The sequence below is a fragment of the Microbacterium aurum genome, from assembly GCF_016907815.1.
Lineage (GTDB): Bacteria > Actinomycetota > Actinomycetes > Actinomycetales > Microbacteriaceae > Microbacterium > Microbacterium aurum.
In genome coordinates this window covers 1,894,834-1,912,291 of record NZ_JAFBCQ010000001.1, presented here as the reverse complement: position 1 = coordinate 1,912,291, position 17,458 = coordinate 1,894,834, and the positions used below count along the sequence as shown (strand labels likewise).

The following is a 17,458-nucleotide window of genomic DNA, read 5'->3' as shown; positions in this document are numbered from 1 at the left end:
GGGACCTCGACGACATGGTGCCGCCGTCGAGGGGGTCTGTCATGACACAGCAGCTAGCGCCGCCTGCTCGACCATCGCGGAACGGTCCACGTGGTGGCACGCAACACGCGCCCGGCCGTGGGGCGTGAGCGAGGGGTCCGACTCGCGACAGAGTCGCTGCGACGATTCGTCGAGCAGCGCGTACAGGGGGCACCGCGTGCGGAACCGGCATCCCGTGATCTCCTGTGTCGGACTCGGCAGGTCACCATTGAGCAGGATCCGCGTGCGCTCGCGCTCAATCCTCGGATCGGGGATCGGCGCCGCAGAGATCAGAGCCTTGGTGTACGGATGCCGCGGCTGATTGAACACTTCGGCGATGGGGCCCTGCTCGACGATCGCACCGAGATACATCACCGCGACGTCGTCGGCGATCTGACGCACGACGGCCAAATCGTGCGCGACGAACAGGTAGGACAAGCCGAGGCGGTCCTTGAGATCCTCGAGCAGATTGATCACGCCGGCTTGGATCGACACGTCGAGCGCGGAAACCGGTTCGTCAAGGATGAGCACGGCCGGGTTGGTCGACAGGGCGCGTGCGATGCCGATGCGTTGGCGCTGACCACCCGAGAACTCGTGCGGGTAGCGGTCCGCCATGGCGGGGTCGAGACCGACCAGTTCCAGCAGTTCCGTCACGCGCGCGTCGCGCTCGGCCTTCGGGACACCCTGCACCCAGAGCGGTTCGGTGATCACTTCGCCAATGGGCAGTCGAGGGTCGATGGCACCCATGGGGTCTTGGAAGACGATCTGCACGTCGCGGCGGAGAGCGGCGATCTGCTTCTTCGACGCCGACGCGACATCGGTGCCCTCGATGACGATCGAGCCCGACTGGGGCGCCGCCATCTCCATGATCTCGAGAATCGTCGTCGTCTTGCCGCAGCCCGATTCGCCCACGAGTCCGAGCGTGCGAGCAGGGCGCAGAGCGAAGGAGACGCCGTCCACGGCGCGCACCGTGCCGACGCGCCGAGCGAACACGGAGCCGCGCATGAGCGGGAAGTGCCGCTTCAGATCGGTCACCTCCACCACGGGGGCGCTGTCGGTCTCCGCGCGCTCCTCGGCGGGGAGGGGCTCCGGACGAGGAAAGACCTCGGCTCGACGGAGCTCGGCGCGGACGATCTCGCCCGCCCGAATGCACGCGGCGACGTGATCAGGAGCGCCGGGATCGTAGGCCAAGAGCGAGGGCTCGATCTCGCGGCACTCGTCGACCGCGATCGGGCAGCGGGCGGCGAAGGGGCAGCCCTGCGGCAAACTCGCGAGGGATGGCGGGCGTCCCTCCAGCGGCACGAGCCGCTGCGTTCCCGCCGTGAGCATGTTGGGCACCGACCGGAGAAGCCCGATCGTGTACGGCATCTGCGGGGCTGCGAACACTTCGTCCGTGGTTCCGAGCTCAACGAGCTTGCCGGCATACATGACGCCCACGCGGTCGGCGTGGCCCGCGACGACCCCGAGATCGTGAGTGATCAGCACGACGGCGGCGCCGGTGATCTCCTTCGCCTTCTCGAGCACCTCGAGGATCTGTGCCTGGATGGTCACGTCCAGGGCCGTCGTCGGCTCGTCGGCGAGAATCACCTTGGGGTCGTTCGCGATCGCCATCGCGATCATCGCGCGCTGGCGCATGCCTCCGGAGTACTCGTGGGGGAAGGCCTTCGCGCGACGCTCGGCGTCCGGGATGCCGACAGTCTTCAGCAGCTCGACGGCACGTGCGGCTGCCGCGTGCACCGACAGTCTGCTGTCGTGGAGGCGCAGCGCCTCGCTGATCTGGTCTCCGACGGTGTACACCGGAGTCAGCGCCGACAGCGGGTCCTGGAACACCATCGCCAATCCCTTGCCCCGGATGCGGGAGAGCTTCGCGTCGTCCATGCCGAGGAGGGATTGTCCCTCGAACTCGATCGCGCCGGTGATCTCGGCGGTCGAGGGCAGCAGCCCCATGACCGCGAGCGACGAGACCGACTTCCCTGATCCGGACTCTCCGACAATCCCGAGGAATTCACCGGGATGCACGTCATAGGAGATGCCCCGCACCGCTTGCACAGGGGCACCGTCGCGCTGCGGGAAGGTCACGCTCAGATCACGTACGGACAGTAGCGGCGCGCCGGCGGGGCGACGATGAACGGGGCTGGTGATCAGGGCGTCAGTCACGGTTCATTCCAGAGGTCGGGTCGATGGCGTCGCGCAGCGCGTCACCGACAAGGCTGATCGCGAACAGCAGGACGATGAGCACCATCGCGGGGAAGACGAACAGCCACGGCCTCGTCACGGCCGCCGCCGTGCCGTCTGCCAGAAGCGTGCCGAGCGACACGTCGGGTTTCTGGATGCCGAATCCGAAGTAGCTGAGGGCGGTCTCCGACATGATTGCCGACACCACGCCAAGCGTCGCGTCGATGATGAGGAGGGAGGCCATGTTCGGGATGATGTGGCGGCCGAGGATGGTGCGCGTCGGCATCCCCATGTAGCGCGCCGCACGCACGAAGTCCCGGTTGCGCAGGGAGCGGGTCTGGCTGCGCACGACCTGCGCCATGATCATCCAGCTGAACAGGGCGATGTAGAACATCAGCACCACCCAGGAGAGCCCCTTGATCAGCGGGCTCAGCAGGATGAAAAGGAAGAAGGCGGGAATCACGAGCAGCAGCAGGATGAACCACTGGATGACGCGGTCGACCCAGCCGCCGAGGTAGCCAGCTGTCGATCCGACGATCGCGGCGATGAGGGTCGCCGCAGGTCCCGCGACGAATCCGATCACGAGCGACTTCTGCAAACCCGAGAGGGTCTGCGCGTAGATGTCCTGCCCGATCGAGTTCGTCCCGAACCAGTGCAGCAGCGTCGGGCCCATGCCCATGTTCAGCGGGTCGCGGTCCGTGATCCCGTACGGGTAGAGGAAGGGGCCGATGAAGGCCCACAGCACGATGAATACGACCACCGTGATCCCGATCCAGAACCGCGGCATGCGCTTCAGGCGCAGCCACACCAGACCGCTGCGTGAGAGCGGCTTGCGCGTCGCGGTCACCTCCTTGCCCGGGTCGAGCGGCGCCGCGAGGGCGGTCTCCTGCATCACCGACATGTCAGCTCCTCACTCTCGGGTCGAGTGCGGCGTAGAGCACTTCGGAGAGCGTCGACGAGATCAGGTAGAGCACCGCGACGAAGAGCGCGGTGCCGGCCACGGCGTTGATGTCGTTCTTCACGATCGCCTCGATCTGGAACTGGCCCATCCCCCGCCAACTGAAGACGATCTCGAGCATTGCGGAGCCGGCGATGAGCGTGCCAAAGCTGTAGGCGAAGAACGTCGACATCGGGATGAGAGCGAGCCGGACGCCGTGGCGGAAGAGCGCCTTGGTGCGCGGGAGACCCTTCGCACGCGCGGTGCGGATGTAGTCGGCGCCCAGGACGTCGAGCATGACGCTGCGCTGATAGCGCGAGAACGACGCGGCGCTGATGAGGACGAGAGCGATCGTCGGCAGCAGCAGGTGGACCGCTCGGTCCACCGCGAGATCCCACCAGCTCCCGCTGATGCCGGCGGTGTACTCGCCGGTGAAGTTGATCAGCTGCACCCCGGCGAGGTTGTTCAGCTGCGTCGCGAGGATCATCAGCAGCACACCGATCACGAACGTCGGCGTCGCGAACACGACGTACGAGGCATACGTCACGATCTGATCGCTCAGACGGTACTGCCGTACCGCTCCCCAGACACCCAGGAGAACCCCGAGGATCGCTCCGATGATCGAGCCGATCAGCAAGAGACGCAGGCTGGCCCCCGATCGCGCGGCGATCTCGGCGGTCACCTGCGCACCGCCGACGGTGGTCCCGAGGGAGAACTGCGTGAACAAGTCCACCAGCCAGTGCCAGAGGCGCACGAGAACGGGGACAGCAGGGTTCACGCCCATCGCGTCCAGCGATGCGTCGATCGACGACTGCGGCGGGCGAGGGTTCATGCCGTAGAACCGCGCGGCAGGGTCCAGCACGACACTTGCAAGCACATACGCCATGCACGTGGCGATGAGACTCAGGATGGCGTAGTTGACGAATCGCCGGAAGATGTAGACGGTCACAGGCGCCCGCCCGGGTTTCCTGCAGCGGCGGTCGAACTCAGCATGACCACTTCCTCGTCCAGCGTCCGGCGCCTGGTGGGCGCCGGTTCGATGATCCCCGGAATGTGAACCCGGTGAATCGACCCTAACTCTGGGATCGGCTGTGATCGTGAGCCGACATCAGTCTTTGCAGGACCGTAACATTTCGTGACGCGCTCGCAAAATGACTCCGATAAGGATGCCGGAGTATGCACAGCGATCACGCCGGTCCCCCGGTGATCAGCAATGCGATCACCGCCCATGCGACGAGCGCGGCGAACGCCGCGATCGCGGCCACATCCCACGTCTTCGTCGGCGCCGCCGAGGCGGCGGCCGGTGCTCCGGCGTCTGCCGCGGCATCCCACTGCTCGCGGATCTCAGACAGCTCGCGCAGCGCGGGCGGCTCGCGGCGCGGAGCGTCGCGACCCGGTGCCACCCGGGCGGGACGCCCCGCCACCGGGCCGCCGAACGCCTTGACCTGCGCGCCGGAGTGCAGCACGAACACCACCTGATAGTGCAGGCGGATGTCGCTGACGGCACCCCAGGGAACGCGCGTGCGGCGGAGGAAGTTCTGCACGGTGGCGCCGCCTGCATCCGTCTGGATCATGGAGGCGTACATCACGGTGTAGACCGTCCAGACCGCCAGCAGCACCCAGGGCGCCAGCAGCAGCATCTCGCCCCAGCCCGCGCGCAGCACCGCATCGCCGAGCAGGACGATCGCGACGACACCCGCCACGATCAGCGTGACCGTCCCCGACCAGGCGCGGTAGACGCGCCCGGCCCCGTGGGGTCCGGGGCCCGGAGCGCGTCCGGGTCCCGGGATCCGCCCGATCAGCTCACGCCGCCCAGGGGGATCGACGCTCCCGGAATCGCATCCAGCAGCCGGCGCGTGTACTCCTCGGCGGGGTTCGCGAAGATCTCGTCGACGGTCCCCTGCTCGACGACACGGCCGCGCTCCATGACGCACACGAGATCCGCGGCGACCCGGACGACGGCGAGGTCGTGGGTGATGAACAGGTACGTCAGCCCGAGCTCGGACTGCAGGTCGGCGAGCAGCTTCAGGATCTGGTCCTGCACGAGCACGTCGAGCGCCGAGACCGCCTCGTCGAGGATGACGATGTCGGGTTTCAGCGCCAGGGCGCGCGCGATGGCGACACGCTGACGCTGACCGCCGGAGAGTTCATTCGCGTAGCGCGAGGCGAGGCTCTGCGGCAGCGACACCTGATCGAGAAGCTCCCGCACCCGCTGGCGGCGCGATGCCGTGTCGCCCACCTTGTGGATGTCGAGGGGCTCGGCGATGGTGTTGCCGATGTTGCGCATCGGGTCCAGCGACCCGTACGGATCCTGGAAGACCGGCTGCATGCGGCGGCGCAGGTCGAACGTCCGCTTGCGGGACAGCCCCGCGACGTCGACGCCGTCGACCTCGATGGACCCCGACGTCGGGTCCTCCAGCTTCAGCACCATCTTCGCGACGGTCGACTTGCCCGACCCGGACTCCCCCACCAGCGCGAGCGTCTTGCCTCGCGGGATCTCGAACGACACGGCATCCACGGCCCGGAAAGGCTCGCTGCGGAACGCGCCCTGGCGGATCTTGTAGTCCTTGGTCAGGTCGCGCACGCGCAACGTCGGCGCGGCGTCGGCGACGTCATCGATGGTCTGCACGCCGCGGTCCTCCACGACCGCCTGGATGCGCTGGGAGGCGATGGAGGGCGCCGCCGACACGAGACGCTGCGTGTAGGGATGCTGCGGATTCTCGAGGATCAGCCGGCTCGGGCCGGACTCGACGATCTCGCCGTCCTTCATGACGATGATCCGCTCGGCGCGCTCGGCCGCCAGGCCCAGGTCGTGCGTGATCAGCAGCACCGAGGTGCCCTTCTCGCGCGTGAGCTTCGCCATGTGGTCGAGGATCACCCGCTGCACGGTGACGTCGAGGGCCGAGGTCGGCTCGTCGGCGATCAGCAGCTTGGGGTCGGCCGCGAGGCCGATGCCGATGAGGGCGCGCTGGCGCATGCCGCCGGAGAACTGGTGCGGATACTGGTGCATCCGCTTCTCGGCGTCGGCCAGGCCGGCCTGCTTCAGCACCTCGATCGCGCGGGCTTCGACCTCACGCTTGCCGGAGGCGATGCCGTTGGCGCGCACGGCTTCTTTGACCTGGAAGCCGATCGACCAGACCGGGTTGAGGTTCGACATCGGGTCCTGCGGCACATAGCCGATCTCGCGTCCCCGCACGTACTCCATCTGGGAGCGCGAGTACTCGGTCAGCTCGGCACCGTCCAGCGTGATGCTGCCGGAAGTGACATGCCCGGTGCCGGGCAGGAGGCTCACGACGGCCGAGGCCGTCGTCGACTTGCCCGAGCCCGACTCCCCCACGATGGCGACGGTCTCGCCCGGAAAGATGTCGAAGCTGATGCCGTGCAGCACCTCGCGGGTGCCCGACTGGGAGTCGAACGCCACACGCACATCGCGCAGGCTCAGCAGCGGCGCACGGGTCGCATCGCTCATCGGCGTGCCCTCGCTCTCGGGTCGAGGGCGTCGCGGATGAGCTCGCCCAGAAGGATGAATGCCAGCACCGTCACCGTCAGGATGATCGACGGGTAGATGAGCGCCATCGGCGCCACGCGCAGCGACTGCTGCGCCTGGCTGATGTCATTGCCCCACGACATGACGTCGCTGCCGAGGCCCACGCCGAGGAACGACAGGGTCGCCTCGGCGACGATCGACGCCGCCAGGCTGATGGTCGTGATGACCAGCAGGGGTGCGATCGCGTTGGGGACGACGTGGGTGACGAGCGTCATGAACCGCGACTGCCCGAGGGCGCGGGATGCCGTGACGAAGTCGGACTGGCGCACGCGCAGCACCTCTGCGCGCACGACGCGCGCCGTCGACGCCCAGGCGAACCCACCGATCGCGAAGGCGAGGGTGAAGACGTTGCGGTTCGTGGAGAACACGCTCATCACCACGACTGCCGCCAGGATGTACGGGATCGAGAAGAAGATGTCGCCCACGCGGGAGAGCACCGAGTCGAGCCAGCCGCCGTAGAAGCCGGCGATCGCACCCATGATGAGGCCGATGACGGTGCCGATGAGGGTGGCGAGCAGACCCACCGTGAGCGACGTGCGCGCACCCCAGACCATGCGGGACCAGACATCGCAGCCGAGGAACGTGAAGCCGAGCGGGTGCCCATCGGTGGGGCCACCGTTGGAGTTCGCGAGCTGGCAGTCGTTGTTGGGCGGCACCTGTGTGAACAGCGTCGGCCAGATCGCCATCAGCAGCACGATCGCGACGACGAGCAGGCTGATCCAGAACGTGGGACGGCGGCGCAGGTCATGCCACGCGTCGCTCCACAGGTTGCTGGGCTTCTCGTCGACCTTCACGGCGTCGACGACGAGGGTCGTCGACGCCACCGGTGCGACGTAGTGGTTCACCCCCGTGGGGTCGTTGCGATCACTTGACATAGCGGATCCTCGGGTCGAGCAGGCCGTAGAGCAGGTCGACCAACAGGTTGACGAGCACGTAGATGATGACGAAGACGGTCACGAAGGACACGACCGTGGGTCCTTCGTGCTTCAGAATCGCGTCGAACAGGGTCTTGCCGACGCCCGGCACGTTGAAGATGCCCTCCGTGACGGTGGCTCCCACCAGCAGCACCCCGAAGTTGGTCGCGGAGTTCGTGATCACCGGGATGAGCGAGTTGCGCAGCACGTGCACGGGGATGACGCGCGAGCGCGACAGACCCTTGCTGTATGCGGTGCGCACCCAGTCCTGGTTGAGCGTGTCGATCACCGAGCTGCGCATCAGGCGCATGCTCGTGGCGTACAGGCTGAACCCGAGCACGATGGCCGGAAGCCACAGGTCACCCCAGTCGTTCTGCGCGCCCACCGTGGGCCGGAACCAGCCCCACTGGATCGCGAGGAAGTACTGCGCGAGGAAGGCGAAGACGAAGATCGGCAGCGCGACGAAGATGAGCGCGATGACGAGCATCGTGTTGTCGAAGACCTTGCCCTTGCGCAGGGCTGAGGCGGTGCCGATGATGATCGACAGCACGAACTCGATCGCGATCGCCATCACGGCCAGGCGCCCGGTCACCGGGAGGGTGCGGGCGAGCACGTCGTTGACGGACTGACCCGAGAAGGTCACCCCGAGGTTCCCCTGGAAGATGCCGGAGATGTAGTAGAAGTACTGCACCAGGAACGGCTCGTCGAGGTGGTACTGCGCGCGCAGCTGCGCGATGACCGCCGGGTTGGGAGTCTTGTCGCCGAAGAGGGCGAGGATGGGGTCTCCGGGCAGAGCGAAGACCATGAAGTAGATGAGCAGCGTTGCCCCGAAGAACACGGGTATGAGCTGCAACAGGCGTCTGAGGATGTATGCGGGCATCCCCTCTCCCTCCAGATGTGGGGTGCGTCCGGGACGGCGATCGGCGCATCCGGCGCACCCGCTAAGAGCATCGTGCCGTGTTACGGGTTCCGGCGCGATACCTGGGCGGACAGACCGCGAGGCGGTGACGTGTCGTCACCGCCTCGCGGGTCGATCGGATTACTTGGTGATCTGGTAGTACAGCGGCACCGAGTTCCAGCCGAACTCGACGTTCTGCACGCCCTCGGCGTAACCACCGGTCACGTTCGAGTACCACAGCGGGGTCGCCGGGAGGTCCTGCAGCAGGATCTCCTGCGCCTTCTGGAAGTCGGCGTTGGCCTCGTCGGGGTCGGTGGACGAGATGCCGGCCGTCAGCAGCGCGTCGAACTCGGGGTTCGAGTAGTCACCGTCGTTCGAGCCGGCGTTGGTCGCGTACAGCGGGCCCAGGAAGTTGTACAGACCCGGGTAGTCCGCCTGCCATCCGGTGCGGAACGCCGTCTGGATGGTGCGACCGGTCACCTCGGAGCGCAGCGACGCGAAGTCGACGTACGGGGCGCCGGACGCGTCGATGCCGAGCGTGTTCTTGATCGAGTTGGTCACCGCGTCGACCCACGTCTGGTGGCCGCCGTCGGAGTTGTACGCGATCTGGAACGAGCCCGACCACGGCGAGATGGCGTCGGCCTGGGCCCACAGCTTCTTCGCCTCGTCGGGGTTGTAGGCCAGTACCTCGGAACCGGCCAGGCTGTCGGACCAGCCCGCGATGACCGGCGACGTGAAGTCGCTGGCGGGGGTGCGGGTGCCCTGGAAGACGACCTTGGTGATCTCCTCGCGGTTGATCGCCATCGAGATCGCCTGGCGGCGCAGCTTACCCTCTTCACCCGAGAAGTGCGCGAGGCGCTCCGGGACGGTGAAGGACTGGAAGATCGCAGCCGGCTGGTTGACGGCTCGGTCGCCGAGCTCCGACTCGAACGTCGCGAGCGCTGCCGGCGGGATCGCGTCGATCACGTCGACGTTGCCACCCTGCAGGTCGGCGTAGGCGGCATCCTGCGTCGCGTAGAAGATGATGTCGAGTCCACCGTTCTGGGCCTGGCGGCCACCCTGGTAGTCCTCGTTCTTCACGAGCGAGATCTTCACGTCGTGCTGCCACGCGTCATCGCCGGCGAGCTTGTACGGGCCGTTGCCGATCGGGTTCTGACCGAACGCGTCCATGTCCTCGAACGCGACGTCCGGGAGCGGGTAGAACGCCGAGTAGCCCAGGCGTAGCGCGAAGTCGGATGCCGGCTTGTTCAGCGCAACGGTGAACGTGTAGTCGTCGACCTTCTGCAGGCCCTCCATGTCGCCGACGGCACCGTAGATGTCGTCATCGGTGCCGGCCTCGCCATCCGGACCGTCGTTGATCTGGAAGCCCTCGATGTCCTCGAAGAAGTAGCCCGACAGCTGAGCGTTCTCGCTCTGCGCGCCGTAGTTCCAGGCCTTGATGAAGTTGTCGGCCTTGACCTCGGTGCCGTCAGTGAACTTCTGGCCTTCCTTGAGCTTGATCGTGAGGTGCTGGGGGTCCTCGGTGGTGATCGACTCGGCCATGTCGTTCTGCGGCTCGCCCTTGGCGTCGTAGTAGACGAGGCCCGCGAAGATCTCGTCGAGGATCTTGCCGCCGCCGACCTCGTTGGTGTTGGTCGGGATGAGCGGGTTCTGCGGCTCGGATCCGTTCGTCGTGATGATGGCGGTGCTGCTTCCGCCGCCCGATGCGCTCGGGGTGCCGCTGCCGCTGCCGGAGCAGCCCGCGAGGGCGAGGCTTCCGGCGGCCAGCAGCGCGATGCCCGCGAGGGCGATCTTTGTGCGCTTCAAGGTGTTCCTCCTGTGCAAGGGTGATGCACCCACAGCGGTGCTGCGAGCTGGGGTGCGGATAGGGAAACACTAAGTAACTGTTCAGCCTGTGACAAATCACTCCCAGAAAAAGTTACAGACCCTTAACTCACGGTGTCGGCAATGTGGCAATCTGACAAGGTGACCGCGCAGGGAGCCTCCGACGGCCAGCCGGATCCGGCCGGTCTTGACTCGGCATCCGCATTTCTGCTGCGTCCGTCGCGGACCCGCCTGTGGTGGGAGATCGCGATCGTGCTCGCCCTGTCGGTGGGGCGCTCGGCGGTGTACTCCGTGCTCTCACTCGTGCAGGCCCTCACCCGGGAGCAGTCACTCGGCGACCAGTCGACATCGCTCAATCCGGGCGCGAACGCGCAGCAGTTCTGGGATGTGCTGTACCAGTTCGTCGCGCAGTTCTTCGCCCTCGCGCCGATCGCGCTGGCGATCTACCTGCTGTGGGAGCCAGGCGTCTCCGCGTTCCGGCGGATCGGGCTCGATTTCCGCGCCTTCGGCCGGAATCTCGGCGGGGGCGTGCTGCTGGTGGCGGTCATCGGCATCCCCGGGCTCGGTCTGTACGTCGCCGGCCGCGCGCTCGGAATCACGGTGCAGGTCGACGCCTCTCCGCTGGATCCGTCGTGGTGGACCGTCCCGCTGCTGCTGCTGGCCGCGGTGCGGGCCGGGCTGACGGAGGAGGTCATCTTCATCGGATACCTCTTCGACCGGCTGCGGCGCCTGGGCTGGGGCACATGGGCGATCATCCTGTCGACGGCCGCCCTGCGCGGCGCGTACCACGCGTACCAGGGCTGGGGTTCCCTGGCGGGCAACATCGCGATGGGCATCGTGTTCGGCTGGGTGTACCACCGCTGGGGCCGCGTCATGCCGCTCGTGATCGCCCACACCCTGATCGACGTCATCGCGTTCGCCGGCTATCCGCTCGCCGCCGCGTGGTGGCCGACCCTGTTCAGCTGAGCCCCGGCATCCGGTCGCGCCCGGGCGCCCGCGCCCGCCCGCGCCGCGCCCTTTTCCGCGAGAGAACAACTGGGCGCCGAGAGAACGGGTAGCACCCACACCCTCGGCGTGCAGTTGTTCTCTCGCGGGGGGGCGGTGGCGGGGGCGGGGGCCGGGACGCCGGAGCGAGCGGGGTTATCCACAGGCGCCGACGGGCGCGAGTTGTCCACGGATGCCGCGGAGACGGCGCCGCCGTCCGCGCCGACGAGGCACAGTGTCGCCATGCTGACGCTCTTCCCCTCGATCACGATCGTGTCGTCGCCGATCTCGCTGCTGCGCCCGGACGACCTCCCGCATCCGGAACGAGCTCTCGCGCAGGGCGAGGTCGTGCGCGTCCGTCGCGGCGTGTACGCCCCCGCCGCCCCGTGGCGGGCGTTGCGTCCGTGGGCGCGATATCTGGCACGGGTCCACGCCGTGGCGCTGTGCTATCCGGACGCGATCTTCACCCACGAGTCAGCCGCCGCATTGCTCGGCATGCCGGTCATCGGCGACCCGGTCACCGTGCACGTGTTGGTGTCATCGACGGATGCCGCGAGGGAATCCAGCGGCATCCGTACTCACCGCACGACTTCGCTGCCAGAGATCATCGCGATCGGCGGCGTGCTCGTCACATCACCCGCGGCGACCGCGGTCTCGCTCGCCAGGTACCGGCACCGCGCCTTCGGGCTCGCCGCGGCCGATGCCGCGCTTCGGATCGATCCCGCGATCACCCGCGAGGGACTGCTCAACGCCAACGAACGCCGGTCCAGCAGTCGCGGTCGACGCACCGCGCGCTGGTCTCTGACCCGCGCGACGAGCGCGCGGGAGAGCGTCCTCGAATCGATCAGCGATGCCGCGCGGGAGTGGCTCGGATTCCCTCCGCCGGAACTCCAGCACACGTTCATCGCCGCCGACGGCAGCGTGGATCGCGGCGACCAGTGGTGGCCCGAGATCGGCCTTCTGGGCGAACCCGACGGCGAGTTCAAGTACGACGGACGCTTCGGCGACCCCGCCCTGCTGCTGCGCCAGCGGCGTGCTCGCGACCGCCGGCTGCTGCGACAGGAAGTGAAAGCCGTCGCGCACTGGGGCTGGATCGAAGTGGCCCAGGTCTGGCCGCTGCAGAACATCCTCGCGGGCCACGGCCTACCGCAGCTCTACCCGGTGCAGCACGCACCACTGCGGTCGTTGATGGCCCTCCTACGCCCCTACGACGTGCTGCTCTTCGACGGCGCCCAGCGACGCGGGCACAGCACGCGTGCGTTCGAGAGAACAACTGGCGGCCGAGGGAACGGGTAACACCCGTTCCCTCGGCGCGCAGTTGTTCTTTCGCGAAATGGGGAACGTTGTTCTCTCGCGAAATGGGGGCGCCGCACCGGCCTAGGCGAAGGCCTCCGGCGGCGGGCAGGCGCAGACGAGGTTGCGGTCGCCGTAGGCGTTGTCGATCCGGCGGACGGGGGGCCAGTACTTCGTGCGAACCAGGGTGTGCACGGGGTAGACGGCCTCCTCGCGCGAGTACGGATGCTCCCACGCGCCCTCGATGACCGAGGATGCCGTGTGCGGAGCGTTCACGAGCGGGTTGTCGGCGGCATCCCACTCGCCCGCGCCCACGCGCGACGCCTCGGCACGGATCGCGATCATCGCCTCGATGAACCGTTCGATCTCGCCGAGATCCTCCGACTCCGTCGGCTCGACCATGAGCGTCCCCGCGACCGGGAACGACATCGTCGGCGCGTGGAAGCCGTAGTCGATCAGCCGCTTCGCGACGTCGTCGACGGTGACCCCGGTCTCCTCGCGCAGCGGTCGCAGGTCGAGGATGCACTCGTGCGCGACGAGCCCGCCCTCGCCCGAATAGAGCACGGGATAGTGCTCGCGCAGCCGCGTTGCGATGCAGTTCGCCGCGAGGACCGCGGCTCCCGTCGCCTCGCGCAGACCCGCCGCGCCCATCATCCGGATGTACGCCCACGAGATCGGCAGGATGGATGCCGACCCGTACGGCGCCGCCGAGATCGGCCCGCCGTCGAAGACGTACCCGCCCGCGTGCTCCGCACGCTGCGCGAGCGGGTGCGACGGCAGGAACGGCGCGAGGTGCGCCTTCGCCGCCACCGGCCCCACCCCGGGGCCGCCCCCGCCGTGCGGGATCGCGAACGTCTTGTGCAGGTTGAGGTGCGACACGTCGCCCCCCAGGTCGCCGAAGCGCGCGAACCCGACCAGGGCGTTCATGTTCGCCCCGTCGACGTAGACCTGGCCGCCCGCCTCATGCACGGCGGTCGTGATGTCCACGACGTCCTGCTCGTACACGCCGTGCGTTGACGGGTAGGTGATCATGAGGGCGGCGAGCGCATCGGCGTGCGCCGTGATCTTGGCGCGCAGGTCGCCGAGGTCGACGTTGCCCGCGTCGTCGCATGCCACGACGACCACCCGCATGCCGGCGAGGACCGCGGATGCCGCGTTGGTGCCGTGCGCCGATGACGGGATGAGGCACACATCGCGCTTCACGTCGCCGCGGGAGTGGTGGTATCCGCGGATCGCGAGGAGGCCCGCGAGCTCGCCCTGCGACCCGGCGTTCGGCTGCAGCGACACCGCGTCGTACCCGGTGATCTCGGCGAGCCACGACTCGAGCTGCTCGATCAGCACGAGGTAGCCGGCGACGTCCTCGGCGGGCGCGAACGGGTGCACGCGGGAGAACTCCGGCCATGACACGGCCGCCATCTCGGTCGCCGCGTTGAGCTTCATCGTGCACGACCCGAGCGGGATCATGCCGCGGTCCAGCGCATAGTCACGGTCGGCGAGCTGCTTGAGATAGCGCATCATCGCCGTCTCGGAGTGGTGCACGTGGAAGACCGGGTGCGTCAGGAACTCGTCCTCGCGACGGAGTCCGTCGGGAATGTTCGGCTCGGATGCCGCGACGAGCGGCTGGACCGCGAACGCCTCACCCATGCTCCGGACACCGCGCATCGCGTCGTCCGGAACCCCGAGCGCGCGGGCGACCGCGACGAGCTCGCCGATGGTCGTCGTCTCGTCGACCGACACCCCGACCGAGTCGCTGTCGCGGAACCACAGCTGGAATCCGCGCTCACGAGCCGCGGCGATGATCGCCTCGGCCCGCCCGGGCACCGCAACGACGATCGTGTCGAAGAACGCCTCGTGCAGCACCTGGCCCCCGGCGTCCACGATCCAGTCGCGCAGCAGCGCAGCCTTTGCGGCGATGTCCCCGGCGATGCGGCGGAGTCCGTCGGGGCCGTGGTAGACCGCGTACATCGACGCCATGACCGCCAGCAGCACCTGCGCGGTGCAGATGTTCGACGTGGCCTTCTCGCGGCGGATGTGCTGTTCCCGCGTCTGCAGCGACAGGCGATAGGCGGGCTTGCCCTCGGCATCCTGCGACACGCCCACGAGCCGACCCGGCAGCTGCCGCTCGAGACCCGCCCGCACGGCCATGTAGCCGGCGTGCGGCCCGCCGAAGCCGAGCGGCACGCCGAAGCGCTGCGTCGTTCCGACGGCGATGTCGGCGCCCAGTGAACCCGGCGACCGCAGGAGCGTGAGGGCCAGCAGGTCGGCCGCGACGACAGCGAGGCCGCCCTGGGCCTGCACGGCGGCGATGGCCTCCGACGGGTCCCAGACCCGCCCGGTGGCGCCGGGGTACTGGATGAACGCCCCGAAGACCTCGACCGGTGCGGGCGCCCCCGCCGCGACCGACCCCGCCGCGGGCTCAACGCCCGGTGCGGGCGCCCCCGCCGCGGGCGCCACGACCGACCCCGCGAAGTCGGTCTCGACGAGCTCGATCCCGAGCGCGGCGGCGCGATGCGCGAGCAGCGCCTTGGTCTGCGGCAGCGCGTCGGCGTCGACGAGGAAGACGTTCGACGTCGACTTCGAGGCGCGGCGCGCCACCAGCATCCCCTCGACGACGGCTGTGGACTCATCGAGCATCGAGGCGTTCGCCGTCGCGAGACCGGTCAGGTCGGTCACCATCGTCTGGAAGTTGATGAGCGCCTCGAGGCGACCCTGCGAGATCTCCGGCTGGTACGGCGTGTAGGCGGTGTACCAGGACGGATTCTCGAAGACGTTCCGCGCGATGACCGACGGCGTGATCGTGTCGTAGTAGCCGAGCCCGATCATGGGCCGGGCGGGGCGGTTCAGGGCGGCGAGCGACCGCAGCTCCGCGAGCGCCTCGGACTCCGTCGCCGCCGGCGGCAGCACCGAATCGGCGATCGGCGCCGCGTGGATGGATGCCGGGACCGCCCGCTCCACGAGCGCCTCGACACTGTCGTAGCCGAGCGCACCGAGCATGGCGGACCGTGCCGCGGCGTCGGTGCCGATGTGACGGTCGACGAACGCGGTCACGCCTCGCCGCCCGTGAGCGCGACGTAGGCGGCGCGGTCGAGAAGCGCGGCGACGTCGGCGGGGTCGACCTGGATCTTCACGAGCCAGGCGCCGAACGCGTCGGCGTTGACCTGCGACGGGTCGTCGACGACGGCGTCGTTGATCTCGACGACCTCGCCGGTGAGCGGCGCGTACAGCTCGCCCACCGACTTCGTCGACTCGATCTCACCGCAGACCGCGCCGGCGGTGACGGTCGTGCCGACTGCCGGGAGGTCGACGTAGACGACGTCGCCGAGTTTGTCGGCCGCGTAGTCGGTGATGCCGACGGTGGCGACGTCGCCGGACAGGGCGACCCACTCGTGCTCGGCGGTGTACTTGAGGTCGGTCAGCTCGGTCATGCGGTCCTCCGGTAGAAAGGCAGTGCGGTCACGGTTGCGGAAATGCGGGTTCCCCGCACGTCGATGAGGAGCGAGGTGCCCACCGCGGCGGATGCCGGGGCGACGAACGCCAGCGCAATGGGGTAGCCGAGGGTGGGACTGAGCGCGCCGCTCGTGATCTCGCCGACGGGCACGCCGCTGTCGGCATCGAGCACGGCGTAGCCGGCACGGCCGGCGCGGCGTCCGTCGGCGACGAGACCGACGAGCACCGGCAGGTCGTCGGATGCCGCGGCCAACGCCGCCTTGCCGATGAAGTCCGCTTTGTCCATCGCGACGACGCGGCCGAGACCCGCCTGCGCCGGCAGGATGTCGGTCGACAGCTCGTGTCCGTGCAGCGGCATGCCCGCCTCGAGGCGGAGCGTGTCACGGGCGGCGAGACCGGCGGGAACGAGCCCGAGCGGCGTACCGGCCACCAGCAGCGCGTCCCACAGCGCCGGCGCGAGCGCGTTCGGGATCATGAGCTCGAAGCCGTCCTCGCCGGTGTACCCGGTGCGGGCGATGAAGAGCGGCTCCCCCTGGAATGTGCCGCCCGACCAGGCGTAGTAGCCGAGATCGGCGAGCGCCGGGGCGACGTCGGCGATGCCCGCGGTGGTCTCGACGATCTCGAGGGCGCGGGGTCCCTGCACGGCGATGAGCGCGTACGCGTCGGAAACGTCCTCGACGGCGGCGTCGGCGGCGTGGCCGCGCACGCGCTCCGCGAACGCCGCGGCCACTGCCTCGCGGTTGCCGGCGTTGGAGATCACGAGGAACCGCTCGTCGGCGAGGCGGTAGACGATGACGTCGTCGAGAACGCCACCGGCATCCGTCAGCAGCAGCGAGTACTTCGCCTTGCCGGCCTTCATGGTCGAGATCCGGCCCGCGAGCGCGTGGTCGAGGAAGGTGCCCGCGCCCTCGCCGGTCACCAGGAACTCGGCCATGTGCGAGATGTCGAACAGGCCGGCCGCCTGCCGCACCGCGTGGTGCTCGGCGAGGTCGGAGGTGTAGCGGACGGGCATGTCCCAGCCGCCGAAGTCGGTGAAGGACGCGCCGAGCGCGGCGTGGCGCTCGTGCAGAGGGGTGGTGCGGGTGGCGGACATGAGTTCTCCCGTCGCGGGCGGGCGGATGCCGGGACCGGCAGCCGGGAACTCCCCCTCTGTCATGGGCCTGAGAGCTTCACCCCGTGGGGCTTTCACCGTCGGCGGATCGTGAGCGTGGCGGGAAGATGTCCCGCTGCGCTCGAAATCGCTTTTCAGAGCGGCCGGACGAGAGCGGTACGCGGACCTGAGAGATTGGCGGGGAGGCTTGCTCCTTCGGTGCCCGGTCCACCAGGGGCGGATGCCGGGGCTCTCCCGCACTCGTCATGCGGCCTGTGTTCGGTTGTCGGGCCAGCATATCGCGCGGCGGCGCCGGGCACGACGCGGGATT

At 68.6% G+C, this 17,458-nt stretch carries 13 protein-coding genes and 1 riboswitch; of the genes, 2 read left to right on the top strand and 11 right to left on the bottom strand.

The genetic code is table 11. From position 1 onward, the window contains the following. Positions 1-39: 39 nt before the first annotated feature. From JOD60_RS09520 to JOD60_RS09485, 8 genes are all read right to left on the bottom strand, one after another. Entirely contained in the window at positions 40-2,175 is a 2,136-nt protein-coding gene (locus JOD60_RS09520) for an ABC transporter ATP-binding protein (protein WP_076690403.1), read from the bottom strand. Further along, positions 2,168-3,094: an ABC transporter permease gene (locus JOD60_RS09515; RefSeq protein WP_076690402.1), complete on the bottom strand. Its 927-nt coding sequence runs from the start codon at positions 3,092-3,094 to the stop codon at positions 2,168-2,170. Before JOD60_RS09515 ends, JOD60_RS09520 begins: the two co-directional genes overlap by 8 nt. A gap of 1 nt (position 3,095) precedes the next feature. Next, on the bottom strand, positions 3,096-4,079 hold the full coding sequence (locus JOD60_RS09510) for an ABC transporter permease (protein ID WP_076690401.1): 984 nt from the start codon (positions 4,077-4,079) through the stop codon (positions 3,096-3,098). Positions 4,080-4,317: 238 nt separating this feature from the next. After that, positions 4,318-4,833: a PH domain-containing protein gene (locus JOD60_RS09505; protein WP_157127922.1), complete on the bottom strand. Its 516-nt coding sequence runs from the start codon at positions 4,831-4,833 to the stop codon at positions 4,318-4,320. 95 nt (positions 4,834-4,928) lie between these two features. Continuing rightward, entirely contained in the window at positions 4,929-6,599 is a 1,671-nt protein-coding gene (locus JOD60_RS09500) for a dipeptide ABC transporter ATP-binding protein (RefSeq protein ID WP_076690400.1), read from the bottom strand. Beyond that, complete coding sequence (locus JOD60_RS09495; RefSeq protein ID WP_076690399.1) at positions 6,596-7,552, bottom strand: ABC transporter permease; 957 nt, start codon at positions 7,550-7,552, stop codon at positions 6,596-6,598. Before JOD60_RS09495 ends, JOD60_RS09500 begins: the two co-directional genes overlap by 4 nt. After that, complete coding sequence (locus JOD60_RS09490; protein ID WP_076690398.1) at positions 7,542-8,471, bottom strand: ABC transporter permease; 930 nt, start codon at positions 8,469-8,471, stop codon at positions 7,542-7,544. Before JOD60_RS09490 ends, JOD60_RS09495 begins: the two co-directional genes overlap by 11 nt. Positions 8,472-8,630: 159 nt before the next feature. Further along, positions 8,631-10,295, bottom strand: coding sequence for a peptide ABC transporter substrate-binding protein (locus tag JOD60_RS09485; RefSeq protein WP_084201972.1), 1,665 nt, complete (start codon positions 10,293-10,295; stop codon positions 8,631-8,633). A gap of 159 nt (positions 10,296-10,454) precedes the next feature. Here JOD60_RS09485 and JOD60_RS09480 point away from each other — a divergent pair, with 159 nt between their 5' ends. Continuing rightward, positions 10,455-11,279, top strand: a complete 825-nt coding sequence (locus JOD60_RS09480; protein WP_232321740.1) for a CPBP family intramembrane glutamic endopeptidase — start codon at positions 10,455-10,457, stop codon at positions 11,277-11,279. Between the two features lie 261 nt (positions 11,280-11,540). Next, a complete protein-coding gene (locus JOD60_RS09475) occupies positions 11,541-12,593 on the top strand; it encodes a type IV toxin-antitoxin system AbiEi family antitoxin domain-containing protein (RefSeq protein ID WP_076690396.1) in 1,053 nt (350 codons plus the stop codon). Positions 12,594-12,674: 81 nt separating this feature from the next. Here JOD60_RS09475 and gcvP read toward each other — a convergent pair whose 3' ends face one another. From gcvP to gcvT, 3 genes are read right to left on the bottom strand one after another with little or no spacing between them, the layout of a single operon-like run. Next, the gene (gene gcvP, locus JOD60_RS09470) at positions 12,675-15,584 is read right to left on the bottom strand and encodes an aminomethyl-transferring glycine dehydrogenase (protein ID WP_232321771.1); all 2,910 of its coding nucleotides are present in this window, start codon (positions 15,582-15,584) and stop codon (positions 12,675-12,677) included. Between the two features lie 50 nt (positions 15,585-15,634). Next, a complete protein-coding gene (gcvH, locus tag JOD60_RS09465) occupies positions 15,635-16,015 on the bottom strand; it encodes a glycine cleavage system protein GcvH (protein ID WP_076690394.1) in 381 nt (126 codons plus the stop codon). Next, entirely contained in the window at positions 16,012-17,130 is a 1,119-nt protein-coding gene (gene gcvT, locus JOD60_RS09460) for a glycine cleavage system aminomethyltransferase GcvT (protein ID WP_076692148.1), read from the bottom strand. Before gcvT ends, gcvH begins: the two co-directional genes overlap by 4 nt. 162 nt (positions 17,131-17,292) lie before the next feature. Next, positions 17,293-17,395: riboswitch (glycine riboswitch) on the bottom strand. Between the last annotated feature and the right edge of the window lie 63 nt (positions 17,396-17,458).

What these genes read in the sequence shown, in the direction of transcription:
- JOD60_RS09515 (WP_076690402.1), bottom strand. Translation starts at nt 3,094, where the DNA reads ATGTCGGTGATGCAGGAGACCGCCCTCGCGGCGCCGCTCGACCCGGGC.
- JOD60_RS09500 (WP_076690400.1), bottom strand. Translation starts at nt 6,599, where the DNA reads ATGAGCGATGCGACCCGTGCGCCGCTGCTGAGCCTGCGCGATGTGCGT.
- JOD60_RS09495 (WP_076690399.1), bottom strand. Translation starts at nt 7,552, where the DNA reads ATGTCAAGTGATCGCAACGACCCCACGGGGGTGAACCACTACGTCGCA.
- JOD60_RS09490 (WP_076690398.1), bottom strand. Translation starts at nt 8,471, where the DNA reads ATGCCCGCATACATCCTCAGACGCCTGTTGCAGCTCATACCCGTGTTC.
- JOD60_RS09475 (WP_076690396.1), top strand. Translation starts at nt 11,541, where the DNA reads ATGCTGACGCTCTTCCCCTCGATCACGATCGTGTCGTCGCCGATCTCG.
- gcvP (WP_232321771.1), bottom strand. Translation starts at nt 15,584, where the DNA reads ATGCTCGGTGCGCTCGGCTACGACAGTGTCGAGGCGCTCGTGGAGCGG.
- gcvH (WP_076690394.1), bottom strand. Translation starts at nt 16,015, where the DNA reads ATGACCGAGCTGACCGACCTCAAGTACACCGCCGAGCACGAGTGGGTC.
- gcvT (WP_076692148.1), bottom strand. Translation starts at nt 17,130, where the DNA reads ATGTCCGCCACCCGCACCACCCCTCTGCACGAGCGCCACGCCGCGCTC.